We start from the raw sequence: 13,019 nt of genomic DNA, 5'->3' as shown, positions 1-13,019 counted from the left end.
GCCAGATACAGCTAGAGACATGATTACATAATAGCATGATAACCGTGATAGAGTGTTAGTATGATAGTGTCATTTAAAAATGTAGGCACGGAGGATATTTTTAATGGCGAAAATACAAAGTCTGCACGTAAAACCTGTCCTCAAACCCTATACAGCGTTGCATTTAGAAAGTTAGATCAAATCGACTCCGCCGTTGAAATAAATGAGCTTCGCGTTCCACCAGGAAATAGATTGGAAGCATTAGAGGGCGATCGCCAAGGTCAATACAGCATTCGGATTAATGACCAATATCGTATCTGCTTTATTTGGACACAAAACGGCGCAGAAGATGTTGAAATTGTTGATTATCACTAAACACATCCACTTATAGGAAACCCAGATGATTCGTATTCCTACCCATAGAGTTCCGACGCATCCCGGAGAAATGTTGAAAGCGGAGTTTTTAGAGCCGATGAATATAACTCAAGTTACTCTCGCTCAAGAGCTTAGAGTTCCTTACCAACGAATTAATGAAATTATTAATGGTCGCCGAGGAATTACGCCTAGAACTGCGCTACGTTTAGCTAAGTTTTTTCAAATGTCCCCTGACTTCTGGTTAAATCTTCAACTGCGATGGGATTTATATCATGCACAACAGAAGGAAGCAGATGCGTTAGAAAACATCAAACCGTTAATGAAAAAGTAGAGATCGCGCATTTAACTAATATAGGCTACCCACCAACGGGGGAGATTGTTATAGCTTCTCACGGTAAAGAAATTTATGCGTGCGATCCTGATGGTAATAGATTGATTTTACATCAGTCTTAAATGCGATCGCTTTAAGTTACATCTAATGATCTACCAGTGATAGATAATATCTCAAAGTTTCTGATCGAACAGTATTCTAATGATTTTGCAGCTTGGTTATTAGGTGACGCAATTAGTCTAACTACCATTAATCCTACCGAACTAAATGTAGAACCCATTAGAGCCGATTCAGTAATGTTACTGCAATCGAGTACCGTTATCCTGCACACAGAGTTTCAAACTTTTGGCGATGAAACAATGCCCTTTCGGATGGCGGATTATTACTTGCGTCTAAAACGTAAGTTTCCCCAACAAACTATTCAACAAGTAGTCATTTATTTAAAAAAGACAAATTCAAACTTAGTTAGACAAGAACGATATGTAACGCCTGTAATGACTCATCAGTTTCGCACAATTCGGTTATGGGAAGAACCAGTAGAGGTGTTTTTGAGAACCCCAGGATTATTACCTTATGCAGTATTAAGCAGCGCAGCAGATAAGGAAAGCGTGTTAGCGCAAGTGGTAAATCAACTAGAGCGAATTGCTGATTCTAGAGAACAGAGTAATTTAGTAGCAGCTACAAGCATCTTAGCAGGGTTAGAATTAGAGGAGCAGACAATCCGACAATTAATGAGGAGTCCGGCGATGCGCGAGTCTACCATGTATCAATCTATTTTACGCGAAGGTCGCACCGATGGAGAAAAAACATTAGTTTTCAAATTGCTTACCCGGAAGTTGGGTAGTTTATCGCTAGAAATAACGGCAAAAGTGAGTAATCTAAGTCTGGAAAGATTAGAGGCTTTGGGGGAATCTTTATTAGATTTTACCAGTATTACAGATTTGGAAACTTGGCTAGGGTAATGCGATCGCTTTTCCATATAGCAAGCGCATATTGTTTAAGATAACTTGATAGTGCGATCGCGCATCTAAAGTTTTAGACGCAAAAAAATGAAAAGAAAAGAGGTTGAAGAAAGAGCTATTTTTGTGGGTTTAGCTGGTAGTCATGCTTACGGATTGAATCATCCTAAATCAGATTATGATTATCGTGGCGTGTTTATTGCGCCAAAAGAATACTATTTAGGATTTAATTCTATAGAACAAAAAGATAGCGGTTGGAATGAAGAAGGAATATTTCCGTTTATAGATGGTAATGAAGATACGGTTATTTACGAGTTAAAAAAAGTTGTTCAATTACTAGCGGCGGCAAATCCTAATGTATTAGAATTGCTATGGTTAGATAATTATCCTTTTCTTACAGAAGTAGGAGAATATTTAATTGAACATAGACAATTATTTCTCAGCAAAAAGGTTAAACATACTTATTCTGGCTATGCTTTTGCTCAAATCAAAAAAATAGAAACTCATCGTAAATGGTTGTTACATCCACCAGAAAATAAGCCTTTACCCGCAGATTTTGGCATCCTAGAAGATCCATTAACTAAAGACGAATTAAATGCTTTTTTAGAATATTTGTATAACTTAGTTAGAGGACGAATTGAATTTTTAGAAGAAGCCGAAGAATTATATCAATTACTCACGGCGGATATTGATTTTAAAGGTATGTTAAAACAGCATACTTTGCCCGATGAAACTTTAGCATATACGCAAAAATTAACTAATAGTCGCGCTGATTTTATTCGCCTATTACAAAAAAGCCAGAAGTATCAAGGAGCAATGCGCGAGTGGAAAGCTTATTTGTCATGGCAGCAAAATAGAAATCCGAAAAGAGCAGAAATGGAAAAACAATCGGGTTTTGATTTAAAGCATGGAATGCACTGTATTAGATTGTTGCGTTGTGGTTTAGAAATATTGCGCCAAGGTAAAGTAATTGTCAATCGCCAAGTAGCCGGAGATGTAGACGAATTAAAAGCTATTTTGCAAGGCGCGTATACTTACGAAGAAGTCATGAAAATGGCAGAAGATTTAATCGCTCAAATGGATGAAGCTATGCAACAATCAACTTTACCTCATAGTCCAAATTTGCAAAAGATTGATAATCTCTGCATAGAATTGGTAGAAATGCAAGGGTGGTAATGGGTAATTGGGAGAAAGGGAAGGATGGTAAACAATTATTATCTTAAAAATAGCTTGTATGCCAGGTTGTTATTCTCATCCCAATACTGATAGCCCAAATTATCGAGAAATGCTTGCCATTGTTGCATCTCATCGGGGGGAACTTGTACGCCTACAACAATTCGCCCGTAATCTGCGCCGTTGTTGCGGTAGTGAAATAAGCTAATATTCCAATCGGGACTCATAGAACCCACAAATTTCATTAATGCGCCGGGACGTTCGGGAAACTCAAAGCGATATATTAATTCATTATCGGCTAAATGCGATCGCCCTCCTACCATATGCCGTAAATGCAATTTTGTTAATTCATCATCAGTTAAATCTATAGTTTTGAATCCATGGGCTTCAAAGTTTTCTACCATCAAAGCAGCATCCGCGCGGTTTTGAATTTGTACGCCTACAAAAATATGTGCTTCTTTTTCGTCTGCAATCCGATAACTAAATTCCGTTAAGTTGCGCCTTCCCAAACCTTCACAAAACTTACGCAGACTTCCCCGCGCTTCAGGAATCGCCACCGCGAAAATAGCCTCTCGACGTTCTCCTAATTCTGCTCTTTCGGCTACAAACCGGAGTCTGTCAAAATTCATGTTTGCACCGCAAGCAACCGCAACTAGGGTTTGGTTTTCAATTTGCTCTCGTTCAACATAAAGTTTCGCCCCAGCGATCGCCAATGCCCCCGCAGGTTCTAAAATTGACCTTGTATCCTCAAATACGTCTTTAATTGCTGCACAAGTAGCATCAGTATTAACCAAAATAATCTCATCAACGTATTGCTGGCATAGTCTAAAAGTTTCTTCGCCAACTTCCCGCACCGCCACCCCATCAGCAAATAAACCAACCTGAGACAACCTTACCCTTTTACCTGCTTTTAGCGATTGATTCATTGCATCAGAATCTACAGGTTCAACCCCAATAATCTTAATTTCTGGACGCAACCTTTTTACATACGCCGCAATCCCAGAAATTAACCCACCACCACCAATCGCCACAAAAATCGCATGAATAGGCTGCTGGTACTGGCGCAAAATCTCCATCCCAATCGTACCTTGTCCGGCAATTACATCAGGGTCATCAAAAGGATGAATAAAAGTTAAACCTCTTTCTGCTTCTATTTGACGCGCATAACTATAAGCATCGTCATAAGTATCGCCATGCAATACAACCTCGCCACCCCGCGCTTTTACCGCATCTACCTTAACTTGGGGCGTAGTTATGGGCATGACAATAATAGCTTTAGTTCCTAGCTGACGGGCAGATAAAGCCACTCCTTGGGCATGATTTCCGGCAGAGGCGGCAATTACTCCTTTGGCTAGTTTATCGGGCGAGAGTCCTACCATTTTGTTGTAAGCACCCCGCAGCTTGAAAGAGAAGACAGATTGCATATCTTCGCGTTTCAGCAAAAGTTTGTTATTTAATCGCGTTGACAAGTTGGGGGCGTATTCTAAGGGCGTTTCTTGGGCAACATCATAAACGCGGGCGGTGAGAATCTGTACTAAGTAGTCGCAAAGCATGGGGTTAGTAAAGGCAGGGTGGGAGATAATTTTACTTTACTGATAGGTGCGATCGGTGGAGAGAAACAGTAAATTATATCGCAAGCTTCAAAGGCGTTATTAGCATTTGCGATCGCACCGAAACTTACAAAGATTACGCTTTCGTGATGGCGTAAGTATAGCAATAAGCATTTTATAGTTGATAATGCTCTAATTCAGTCAAGTCACTTAGAGCAAAATTTAATCAATAGTGATCACAGAGCAGCACATTGAAGAAGGATTGAGTCGTGCTTGCGTCCAAGCAATTGCCGCAAAGTCTGGCTTAATCATATCAAGAACCGAATTTGATTATGGTATTGACGGTACTTTTAGTGAGGTTAGTATTATTAATGGAAGACATTGCCAGTCAGGTTTTTCATTGCACTATCAACTCAAGGCATCAATCCAGTGGCAACAAAAAGAAGATAAAATTATCTATAACCTAGAAGCAAAAACCTACAACGATCTAATTCAGATGGGCGCAAACGGTGCTGTACCTTGTATTCTAATTCTTTTAACTTTACCCAAAAACCGAGAGCAATGGTTGGAGTGTGTGGAAACAAAAGTCACAATAGGAGGAGGATGCTACTGGTATTATCCCACTGGCTTGCGTACATCAAATAAGGTAGGGAAAACGATTTATATCCCTCAACAGAATCTGCTAACACCAGAATCAGCGATCGCCTTACTCAATAAAGTTAAAACAGGAGAGTTTTAGCTATGGATAAATTACTGTCTGATACTCCTCATTTTGACAACTTATTGTTGGAAAAGACTATATCTTATGCACAAAAAATTGGATGGCAGCAAGTTCCTCATCCAAATCAGAACATAATACTGTTTCAACGTTCAACTGACGAGCTAGATAGACCAGTCCAGCTAATTCTGCCTAGTTCTGCTACTTTTTGGGATAGTTCAATATTATTAGATAAAGCAATTAAATTATTAGCTGCGAGCGAAGATACATCATCGCAGGAAACTATAGCGGCGATTCAATCAGAAAATAATTTTATTGAAGCAATAAAATCAGCTTCTAATCCTTCAAAAGCAAAATCTCTAATCCAAAAGATTATTGAAGCAGTAAGATCAGCTTCTTATCCTTCAAAAGTAGAATCTCTAGTTCAAAAAAATATTAACTTTTTTTACTTATCAAAACAAGAATTTCCAAGGCTATTTAGTAATTCTTCTGCTATGAAGGCTGTGGAGATAAATCAGAAAATAAGAGAAAAGCGCACTCGGCAAGCACCGTATCGCGGTAGGGTGGATAAACACGGTAACATTATAATCAGTGCCAGGTATACTCAGGCAATAAGGCTAAAGCCTGGTGATGAATTTGAAGTCAAACTTAGTTCTAAGCAAATTCTCTTGTCTCGTCGAAAAAATCTCGGTATACAAGCACCGTATCGCGGTAGGGTAGATAAACGCGGTCAAATTACAATCAGTGCCAAGTACACTCAGATAATGGGGCTAAAGCCTGGTGATGAATTTGAAGTCAAACTTAGTTCCAAACAAATTCTTCTGTGTCATCTTGAAAGGACAGGAAATAAGCAACCTATTAATCAAAGCGATCGCACTTAACGACCCAGAAACAAGACTCAGCTTACAGGGGATTGACCGTAAAAAGGTACGGCATCTATCCAATTAGGATATTTCCCTTGTTGCCATTGAGATTCGGCAATCTCTAAAACACTTACAACTGTTGCCCCTAAACCATTTTCCGCTTTAACTAATTGATACGGTGTTTGCCAAGTTTCTAAGGTTTGTTGCCAAGCTTCTACTGTCATTAAACTGTCTGGTAATAAAGCTGTTGCACCCTCATAAATAGCTGCATATACAAGGTTTGTTTGGGCGGGAATTTGAACAGCGATCGCATTTTCTCCTTTTGCTGCCTGTGCGATCGCATTCTACCTCTAACTCAAAGAGTAAGACTTCTTAACTGGGGAATGTTCCAACAAACAATAAGGGCGACTGTAACTAAGAGGCGATTCTAAAGCGTGTTGATGGAGAAAATCAGGATCGCTCATTACTTGCACTGTTTCGCCATCAAATACTACTTTTCCTTGACTGAGTACCACTGTGCGATCGCATATTTCTAAGGCTAAATCCAAATCATGAGTAGCAATTAACTGTGTTAAAGGCAATGTTTGCAATAATTCAATTAGTTGACGACGCGATCGCGGATCTAACTGCGCCGATGGTTCGTCAAATACCAAGATTTGCGGCTGCATTGCTAGTACCCCGGCGATCGCAATACGTTTTTTCTCCCCCCCAGACAAGTTTTCTGTACATCTTTGTCCATACCATTCAGGATCGATATCTACGGCGTGCATAGCGCCAAATACTCGCTTTTTTAGTTCTGTACCGCGCAAGCCTAAATTCATAGGACCAAAAGCCACATCTTCCCAAACTGTAGGCATAAATAGCTGATTATCGGGGTTTTGAAACACCAAACCCACAAAATTACGAATAGAGCGCAAGTTTTCTGTTTTTACTGACCACTCACCAATAATTACTTCTCCTTCTTGAGGCAAAATTATCCCGTTGAGATGCAATTGTAAGGTAGATTTTCCCGAACCATTAGCCCCAATTAATGCTACTCGTTCGCCAGCAGCAATAGATAAATTAATTCCTTGTAGTGCTTGCGTTCCATCGGGGTAAACATAGCTAAGGTTTTGAATTGCGATCGGATTATGGTGCATTGAGACAACAGATAATAATTATGTTCGCAAGTAAATGACCTGCCCTAGCAGTGCCAGTAGCAAAGTTAAAGTCAAGGCTACAATGTCTTTTTTTCCACCTGGGGCTATTTCTTCCATTGGTGGGATTCCTTGATAACCTCGTGACAGCATCGCCTGATGTATGCGATTTCCGCGCTCGTAGGTGCGAATAAATAACGCTCCAATAGTATTACCCACTACTAAACGGATAGAACGATTGCTATTCATCAAGTTGCGTGACAATGCAGCCCGTCGCATCGCCTCAAACTCGGCAATCAACACGCCAATGTAGCGGTACATGGAGGCTAAAGTTGCCACCAGTAAGGGCGGAATGCGTAATTCTTTCATCCCGTTCAAGATTGCGGGGATAGAAGTTGTCAGCGTTAGTAGATTTAATATTGTTAACGACAGCATTGCCTTGATGCTGACGCTTGCCAAAATAGTTAGTCCTACGGTGGTAATTTTTAATATTCCCCAAGACCAAATTACTTGTCCTCCTTCCCGAAATAACGTACCAATCAGCACTACACCCACAAAGGCAAATTCTACTACCAAACGCTTCAACAGTACGGCAATAGTAATGCGACTAAGCAAAATTAAACTCAATAAACCTAACCCATAAACTGCCCAAGTTTGCCAATGTCCGTTAGGTGTCAAAACTACAGCAAATACAAATAGTAAGGCGCACAGCAAGCGGGTACGAGGGGCGATCGCGTGCCAAGGTGTACGATGTTTGCTATCGATATCTAGCTTAAAAGCGCCAACGTGTAACAGCATTTAGTGCCTTTGCGAGTCTGAATCGTCGGAGTAAGGCAACTGCTCGTTTTTTGGAGATGAACCCCGCACAGCAATTTTGCCAATTCCCCAAGCTAAACCAAACACTGCTAAAGTTCCTACTAATCCGGCTATTGGAGTCGCAACGCTTTCTGGTACGCCAATAAATGCATATTCATCAAATATCTGAGCAAAAGGCGTTTTACGAGCCAGTGTATCTTCTAAAGCTTTATCTTCAAACTTCAAGTCTTGGGCAACTCTATCTAAACCATCAGGGTTTTGACTAGCTAAAGGAGAAAGAAATATAGCAATTAGGAGAGCAACCCCTAAGCCTGCAATGGTAAAGCCAAGATTGCGCGATCGCACATTATTATTATTCATAAATTAATACCTAGAAACTGGACGAGAGGCTGTAACCCTAGTTCTGCGGGGGGGATCGTAAAATAAATCTGGTCGAGTCCGCCAAATAGAAGATAGGGCAACTACAGTAATTAGTGCTTCGCCAATCCCAATAATTACGTGCCAAGAAGCCATAGCTGTTAAAGCTACAGACAAGGGTACAGTACCAGAAATGGCTAATTGTAGTGCTGCGATCGCTGCCGCCGCGACAACGCTCGTCCAGGATGCTACAGCAGATCCTACGACTAAGCCCGATAGTTTATTTCTCCCAATGGCAAGTCTAATTACTTTGTAGAGGTAATAGCCGCCAAACGTACCCACCAAGCCCATATTAAAAATATTTGCTCCCAAAACTGTCAAGCCGCCATCTTGAAACATCACGCTTTGGACGATAAACACTACTGTCATCACCAAAGAACCAGCCCAAGGGCCTAACACAGCACCTGCTAAAGTTCCACCGAGTAAGTGACCGGAAGTACCGCCGGGAATGGGAAAATTAATCATTTGTGCCGCAAATACAAACGCTGCACAAACTCCCATCAAAGGTACAGCTTTTTCCTGATATTCTGCCTGTACTCGATTTAGAGCTAAAGCAATTAACCCTAGCGCTGCCAAGGAGGTGACAAGGATCACAGGTAAGTTTAAAAACCCATCAGGAATGTGTAAGGCTAAATGCGGCGTAATTGTCCAATCCAAAAAGGTTGAAGACAATAAACTGCCTGTAACTGTAGTTAACAAATTTACTCTCTAACCAAATATGAATTTTTCTTAATCAAAGCTATATTTTAATTAAAATGCAATCCTCTGGGGGGGCATAATTCAATTCAATTTGCGGATAAATTCTAAAGGTAAGTTATCAATATCGGCAATAAAGGCAACTTCATAGATAGAATTGCCGATTTGCTGCTGTTCTGGCGGTAATAGTATCTTTAACGGCGAATATTGTTCTGGCTGTTCTTGGTGCGCTTTAGCAAAACGCTGTTGCAAAGAGTTTAACCAATCGGTCAAGTCTGGTGCAGTCTCGGTTAAGTCAAAAGACAAATGATAATAACCAACATAATGCTCATCGTTAAAAGCATCAGGGGCAGGGTGAGGTTGAGGAATTTGGATCAATTCAATACGTCCCTGCAAGCCTTCCATCCAACAAGCTAGAGTGTAGCCAGTTGTAAAGCGATCGCCTACAGTAAAGCCTAGTAATTCGTAGAATGCGATCGCTTTATGAATATTTCCAGTACGAATAGAAACGTGGTGCATTACTCAAACAAGCGAAAATAAGGATAACGTACTGGAACACCAGGCTCTTTTTCTAGGTCAAAATTAATTACTTCCCAACGCGCATCTGCTTCGGGATTGGGACTAAAATCTACAGGTAATCCGTAAAGTTTGGGAAACTGGTCTGATTGTCCCCGCCAAGGGGTGCTACGTTCTAAATAGCCGCTAATTAATTCTTGATAACGCCAAGCAATAATTACTTTTGTCGCGCGGAAGCCTTGAGTATAAAGTCGATCTAAAGCTTCATGAATTTCAAATCTGATCCCGTCAGGATGGGTATGTTGTCTATACCACTCATCGCCCCATTGTTTCCAATGACGACCAGATTGGAGGTGTACTAATTCCCCGGTTTTGGGGTCAGCTTCAAAAGCACCATGACGAGTACATAAATAAGTATCTGTTAGTGTCAGCGCCGGGACGGTTTGGCGACAATGGGGACACTGAATTTCTGGGCCAAAAATTGGATATTGTAAGCTTGAGTTGATCATGAAGTGCTTATCAGCATAGTTACTTCTTCACTAGCGCCAGTGGTTTTGTGTCATTGCTGCCTCTGTATCGCTTTGCCTGCTGGGAGGTTAGCACTATGATATCGTGCTTAAAGCGCTGCATTTTGAGCCTTTACAACTATTTTCCTGGAAATCTATTCGCTGCTGTTGTCTATTATGTCTTACTTCCCCGCGCCCGATCTTTCTCTAGCTGCTTTTGTTGCGGCTAATGCTGTGGTTATTGGTAAAGTTAAAATAGCTACCGGGGCGAGTATTTGGTATGGCGCAGTAGTTCGCGGCGATGTAGAGCGAATTGAAATTGGGGAATGTACTAATATTCAAGATGGGGCAATTTTGCATGGAGATCCTGGCAAGCCAACCATTCTAGAGGATTTTGTTACTGTTGGACATCGGGCGGTAATTCACAGCGCTTATATCGAACGAGGTTGTTTAATTGGAATTGGGGCGATAATTTTGGACGGTGTGCGAGTCGGTACGGGTAGTATTATTGGTGCGGGATCGGTTGTAACTAAAGATGTCCCGCCTTTTTCGTTAGTTGTCGGCGTACCGGGAAAACCGATTAAAGAAAATTCTCCCCAAACTGTCGCCGAACTTATAGAACACGCAGAGCGTTACAAAAAGTTAGCTTTAGTTCACGCTGGCAAGGGTACAGATATGGGTTTTACAGTGACAACAGATTAATTAAAAACATTTATCGGTAAAAGGTCTAGCTTATTTGCCTGTTTCAGCTAAAAATAAAAAATGAGAACTACTCTAAAAAACTTTAATCTCTAAATAAGAGAGGATAACAATCAGATGGATATTGATTTTCGCGTAGCCATAGTTTTATTACCACTAATTGCCGCCGCAAGTTGGGCAGTTTTCAATATTGCGCCCGCAGCTATTAGACAAATTCAAGGCTTTTTAGAGAAATAAGCCCAAAATAGCGATATTTAAGCTAAAAACCGACTGCGTAATAGAGCAGTCGGTTTTTTATGGTGTTTAAGAGGTAACTAATCGTTTGCGGATGGATTCAGCGCGACGTTTGGCAGTGGTATTATTTGGCTCAGACTTTAATACTTGCTCGTAAGTTTCCAATGCTGGAGTCATTAAACTTTTCTTTTCGTAAGCATGACCTAAGTTATTGAGAGCAAAAATGTAATCTGGGTTTTCCTTCAAAGCTTCCTTGTAGTGACGAATTGCTAAGTCGTACTGTTCTTGAGAAAAAGCCGCATAGCCCAAACCGTTATAAATTGGGGCGATATTTTCCTCAGTTTCTTGTTCGGCGGCTTTGATAGCTTTTTGAAATAGGGCGATCGCCTGGGAGTACAATTTCTTCTCTAGATATATACTGCCCAACTCGTAACACTCTTGAACCGTCCCCTTATCTTTACTAAGTTTTTTCTGTAGTCTTCCTAGGGCATTTTCGGTTTTGCGGGTTTTCAACACCTGGCGAAACACAAATACACCACTACCTAGCAGCACAATTAATAAAATTGAAAGATATACAACTGGTAAATTATCCATTTTTAAAAAATATAGTTTCAGTTTACGTCTTGTTCCATCTTGCCACTTCTTAATCTAGAAATAGAATTAGGTAAACCCCAATAATTAACTCTCTCTTCTAGCCAACCTTCAGATACATAACGAGCGATCGCATAGTTAACTTGTCTGCGTAACTCATCGTACTGCAATCCTTTCGGCATGACTACAGCAAGGGGTTCTGCGCCAATTAAACTAGGTAAAAGTCTATATTGCTCGTTTTGCTGCTTCCAGCCCGTCAACACGCTGGCATCCCCCGCAAAAGCTACTGCACCGTTGGCTTCTAATAGTTTTTTCCCAGCTTGATAGCTATCAACACCCACTAACTGCACTTGTGGTAACAAGTAACGGATGCTGGCTATGGTACTAGAACCATTAATAACTGCAATTTTGCCTCTAACCACATCGCTTAATTTTTGGATGGCGGCATCTTTGGTAATTAAAGCTGTACCGTCAAAATAGTAAGGCAAACTAAAGCTGACCAATCGGGCGCGAGACTCGGTAGCGGTATAATCTGCGATCGCAATATCTACTTTATCTTCTAAAACTGCCGAAAGCCGCAAATTATTTTCTGTTGGTTGCAACTTTACAGATTCTGGCTTGCCTAACAAATCTTGTGCCAAACGCCTAGCTAAATCAATCTCTAAGCCTTGCAAATTCTCCTGACCATCTCGAAAGCCCAAAGGACGCAAATTATCTTTTACAGCCACCGTTAGGTAGCCTCGGCGTTGAATTTCTTTAAGTTCGGCGGCGCTACAAGCACCGCAAAAACTCAAAAAACCGCAGTAAAAAGCAATCAGGAATATAACTATCCTTTTGCCTTTTAGCTGCATCTACTTAACTTGGCTTGCCATTTCGGCAACTTTGCTAAAACCTGTGGGATCTAGTATTGCCATTTGTGCCAGCATTTTACGGTTGATACCAATATTAGCCTTTTTCAAATTGCCCATCAGTTGGCTGTAGCTAACTCCATGAAGTCTGGCGGCGGCGTTGATACGGACAATCCATAGACGGCGAAAATCACGCTTGCGTTTTTTGCGATCGCGATAAGCACTCCGCAAGGCTTTCATTACCTGTTGGTTTGCCGTCCTAAACAGCGTAGAGTGAGAACCGCGAAATCCTTTAGCTAGTTTAAGAATTTTCTTGCGGCGTTTGCGGGCTACATTACCGCGTTTTACCCGTGTCATAGTTTATTTATCCTTAGTTATTTACAAATATGGCAGCATTAAATGGACATTTTTAGCGTCGCTTTCGTCTACTACTGCCATTTGAGAGAAGCGACGCTTTTTGTCTGACGATTTGTGTTGAAGTAAGTGGTTTTTGCCAGCTTTGCGGCGGACAATTTTACCAGTACCAGTAGCGCGAAAGCGCTTGGAGGCGGCTTTGCGAGTTTTTAGTTTAGGCATATACAGACTGCAATAAGGACGCAATCTATAATTATA

General features: G+C 41.0%; 20 protein-coding genes. 8 read left to right on the top strand and 12 right to left on the bottom strand.

Annotated elements, in window-relative coordinates; translation table 11 throughout:
- The first annotated feature begins 60 nt into the window (after window positions 1–60).
- From SYN7509_RS0207825 to SYN7509_RS0207810, 4 genes are all read left to right on the top strand, one after another.
- Window positions 61–354, top strand: a complete 294-nt coding sequence (locus SYN7509_RS0207825) for a type II toxin-antitoxin system RelE/ParE family toxin (RefSeq protein WP_009632176.1) — start codon at window positions 61–63, stop codon at window positions 352–354.
- Window positions 355–379: 25 nt separating this feature from the next.
- The gene (locus SYN7509_RS0207820; RefSeq protein WP_009632175.1) at window positions 380–685 is read left to right on the top strand and encodes a HigA family addiction module antitoxin; all 306 of its coding nucleotides are present in this window, start codon (window positions 380–382) and stop codon (window positions 683–685) included.
- 158 nt (window positions 686–843) lie between these two features.
- Entirely contained in the window at window positions 844–1,647 is an 804-nt protein-coding gene (locus tag SYN7509_RS0207815) for a DUF4351 domain-containing protein (protein ID WP_009632174.1), read from the top strand.
- Between the two features lie 87 nt (window positions 1,648–1,734).
- Window positions 1,735–2,820 carry a nucleotidyltransferase domain-containing protein gene (locus SYN7509_RS0207810; RefSeq protein WP_009632173.1) on the top strand — a complete coding sequence of 362 codons (1,086 nt, stop codon included), beginning with the start codon at window positions 1,735–1,737 and terminating at the stop codon, window positions 2,818–2,820.
- 38 nt (window positions 2,821–2,858) lie between these two features.
- Here the strand turns inward: SYN7509_RS0207810 and ilvA are convergent, their stop codons facing one another.
- Window positions 2,859–4,370: a threonine ammonia-lyase, biosynthetic gene (gene ilvA / locus SYN7509_RS0207805; protein ID WP_009632172.1), complete on the bottom strand. Its 1,512-nt coding sequence runs from the start codon at window positions 4,368–4,370 to the stop codon at window positions 2,859–2,861.
- A gap of 229 nt (window positions 4,371–4,599) precedes the next feature.
- On the opposite strand from ilvA, the gene SYN7509_RS0207800 reads away from it, so the two are divergent.
- The gene (locus SYN7509_RS0207800; RefSeq protein WP_009632171.1) at window positions 4,600–5,106 is read left to right on the top strand and encodes a DUF4365 domain-containing protein; all 507 of its coding nucleotides are present in this window, start codon (window positions 4,600–4,602) and stop codon (window positions 5,104–5,106) included.
- Between the two features lie 2 nt (window positions 5,107–5,108).
- Entirely contained in the window at window positions 5,109–5,966 is an 858-nt protein-coding gene (locus SYN7509_RS30955) for an AbrB-like transcriptional regulator (RefSeq protein ID WP_009632170.1), read from the top strand.
- A gap of 17 nt (window positions 5,967–5,983) precedes the next feature.
- Here SYN7509_RS30955 and SYN7509_RS27530 read toward each other — a convergent pair whose 3' ends face one another.
- From SYN7509_RS27530 to SYN7509_RS0207755, 7 genes are all read right to left on the bottom strand, one after another.
- Window positions 5,984–6,172, bottom strand: coding sequence for a hypothetical protein (locus SYN7509_RS27530; protein WP_009632169.1), 189 nt, complete (start codon window positions 6,170–6,172; stop codon window positions 5,984–5,986).
- 126 nt (window positions 6,173–6,298) lie between these two features.
- Window positions 6,299–7,087 carry an energy-coupling factor ABC transporter ATP-binding protein gene (locus SYN7509_RS0207780; protein WP_009632168.1) on the bottom strand — a complete coding sequence of 263 codons (789 nt, stop codon included), beginning with the start codon at window positions 7,085–7,087 and terminating at the stop codon, window positions 6,299–6,301.
- 18 nt (window positions 7,088–7,105) lie between these two features.
- Entirely contained in the window at window positions 7,106–7,882 is a 777-nt protein-coding gene (gene cbiQ / locus SYN7509_RS0207775; RefSeq protein WP_009632167.1) for a cobalt ECF transporter T component CbiQ, read from the bottom strand.
- Window positions 7,883–8,260 carry a PDGLE domain-containing protein gene (locus tag SYN7509_RS0207770; RefSeq protein ID WP_009632166.1) on the bottom strand — a complete coding sequence of 126 codons (378 nt, stop codon included), beginning with the start codon at window positions 8,258–8,260 and terminating at the stop codon, window positions 7,883–7,885.
- A gap of 3 nt (window positions 8,261–8,263) precedes the next feature.
- A complete protein-coding gene (locus SYN7509_RS0207765) occupies window positions 8,264–9,016 on the bottom strand; it encodes an energy-coupling factor ABC transporter permease (protein ID WP_009632165.1) in 753 nt (250 codons plus the stop codon).
- A gap of 81 nt (window positions 9,017–9,097) precedes the next feature.
- A complete protein-coding gene (locus SYN7509_RS0207760) occupies window positions 9,098–9,532 on the bottom strand; it encodes a VOC family protein (RefSeq protein ID WP_009632164.1) in 435 nt (144 codons plus the stop codon).
- Entirely contained in the window at window positions 9,532–10,038 is a 507-nt protein-coding gene (locus tag SYN7509_RS0207755; protein ID WP_009632163.1) for a TIGR02652 family protein, read from the bottom strand. The genes SYN7509_RS0207760 and SYN7509_RS0207755 overlap by 1 nt, the downstream gene beginning before the upstream one ends.
- A gap of 174 nt (window positions 10,039–10,212) precedes the next feature.
- Between SYN7509_RS0207755 and SYN7509_RS0207750 the strand changes: the two genes are divergently transcribed.
- Both SYN7509_RS0207750 and SYN7509_RS0207745 read left to right on the top strand, forming a co-directional pair.
- Entirely contained in the window at window positions 10,213–10,737 is a 525-nt protein-coding gene (locus SYN7509_RS0207750; protein WP_009632162.1) for a gamma carbonic anhydrase family protein, read from the top strand.
- 114 nt (window positions 10,738–10,851) lie between these two features.
- Complete coding sequence (locus tag SYN7509_RS0207745) at window positions 10,852–10,971, top strand: photosystem II protein Y (protein ID WP_009632161.1); 120 nt, start codon at window positions 10,852–10,854, stop codon at window positions 10,969–10,971.
- Between the two features lie 66 nt (window positions 10,972–11,037).
- Here SYN7509_RS0207745 and SYN7509_RS0207740 read toward each other — a convergent pair whose 3' ends face one another.
- From SYN7509_RS0207740 to rpmI, 4 genes are read right to left on the bottom strand one after another with little or no spacing between them, the layout of a single operon-like run.
- A complete protein-coding gene (locus SYN7509_RS0207740; protein ID WP_009632160.1) occupies window positions 11,038–11,562 on the bottom strand; it encodes a tetratricopeptide repeat protein in 525 nt (174 codons plus the stop codon).
- A 17-nt stretch (window positions 11,563–11,579) separates the two neighbouring features.
- Complete coding sequence (locus SYN7509_RS0207735) at window positions 11,580–12,410, bottom strand: transporter substrate-binding domain-containing protein (RefSeq protein ID WP_009632159.1); 831 nt, start codon at window positions 12,408–12,410, stop codon at window positions 11,580–11,582.
- A complete protein-coding gene (gene rplT, locus SYN7509_RS0207730) occupies window positions 12,411–12,764 on the bottom strand; it encodes a 50S ribosomal protein L20 (RefSeq protein WP_009632158.1) in 354 nt (117 codons plus the stop codon).
- Window positions 12,765–12,785: 21 nt separating this feature from the next.
- Entirely contained in the window at window positions 12,786–12,983 is a 198-nt protein-coding gene (gene rpmI / locus SYN7509_RS0207725; RefSeq protein WP_009632157.1) for a 50S ribosomal protein L35, read from the bottom strand.
- Window positions 12,984–13,019: the final 36 nt, after the last annotated feature.

Origin of the sequence: Synechocystis sp. PCC 7509 (assembly GCF_000332075.2) — a bacterium.
GTDB lineage: Bacteria > Cyanobacteriota > Cyanobacteriia > Cyanobacteriales > Chroococcidiopsidaceae > Aliterella.
Note: the sequence above shows the minus strand (reverse complement) of the source record. Positions and strands in the feature narration are given on the sequence as shown.

What these genes read in the sequence shown, in the direction of transcription:
- SYN7509_RS0207825 (WP_009632176.1), top strand. Translation starts at nt 61, where the DNA reads ATGATAGTGTCATTTAAAAATGTAGGCACGGAGGATATTTTTAATGGC.
- SYN7509_RS0207820 (WP_009632175.1), top strand. Translation starts at nt 380, where the DNA reads ATGATTCGTATTCCTACCCATAGAGTTCCGACGCATCCCGGAGAAATG.
- SYN7509_RS0207810 (WP_009632173.1), top strand. Translation starts at nt 1,735, where the DNA reads ATGAAAAGAAAAGAGGTTGAAGAAAGAGCTATTTTTGTGGGTTTAGCT.
- ilvA (WP_009632172.1), bottom strand. Translation starts at nt 4,370, where the DNA reads ATGCTTTGCGACTACTTAGTACAGATTCTCACCGCCCGCGTTTATGAT.
- SYN7509_RS30955 (WP_009632170.1), top strand. Translation starts at nt 5,109, where the DNA reads ATGGATAAATTACTGTCTGATACTCCTCATTTTGACAACTTATTGTTG.
- SYN7509_RS27530 (WP_009632169.1), bottom strand. Translation starts at nt 6,172, where the DNA reads ATGACAGTAGAAGCTTGGCAACAAACCTTAGAAACTTGGCAAACACCG.
- SYN7509_RS0207780 (WP_009632168.1), bottom strand. Translation starts at nt 7,087, where the DNA reads ATGCACCATAATCCGATCGCAATTCAAAACCTTAGCTATGTTTACCCC.
- cbiQ (WP_009632167.1), bottom strand. Translation starts at nt 7,882, where the DNA reads ATGCTGTTACACGTTGGCGCTTTTAAGCTAGATATCGATAGCAAACAT.
- SYN7509_RS0207770 (WP_009632166.1), bottom strand. Translation starts at nt 8,260, where the DNA reads ATGAATAATAATAATGTGCGATCGCGCAATCTTGGCTTTACCATTGCA.
- SYN7509_RS0207760 (WP_009632164.1), bottom strand. Translation starts at nt 9,532, where the DNA reads ATGCACCACGTTTCTATTCGTACTGGAAATATTCATAAAGCGATCGCA.
- SYN7509_RS0207755 (WP_009632163.1), bottom strand. Translation starts at nt 10,038, where the DNA reads ATGATCAACTCAAGCTTACAATATCCAATTTTTGGCCCAGAAATTCAG.
- SYN7509_RS0207750 (WP_009632162.1), top strand. Translation starts at nt 10,213, where the DNA reads ATGTCTTACTTCCCCGCGCCCGATCTTTCTCTAGCTGCTTTTGTTGCG.
- SYN7509_RS0207745 (WP_009632161.1), top strand. Translation starts at nt 10,852, where the DNA reads ATGGATATTGATTTTCGCGTAGCCATAGTTTTATTACCACTAATTGCC.
- SYN7509_RS0207740 (WP_009632160.1), bottom strand. Translation starts at nt 11,562, where the DNA reads ATGGATAATTTACCAGTTGTATATCTTTCAATTTTATTAATTGTGCTG.
- SYN7509_RS0207735 (WP_009632159.1), bottom strand. Translation starts at nt 12,410, where the DNA reads ATGCAGCTAAAAGGCAAAAGGATAGTTATATTCCTGATTGCTTTTTAC.
- rplT (WP_009632158.1), bottom strand. Translation starts at nt 12,764, where the DNA reads ATGACACGGGTAAAACGCGGTAATGTAGCCCGCAAACGCCGCAAGAAA.
- rpmI (WP_009632157.1), bottom strand. Translation starts at nt 12,983, where the DNA reads ATGCCTAAACTAAAAACTCGCAAAGCCGCCTCCAAGCGCTTTCGCGCT.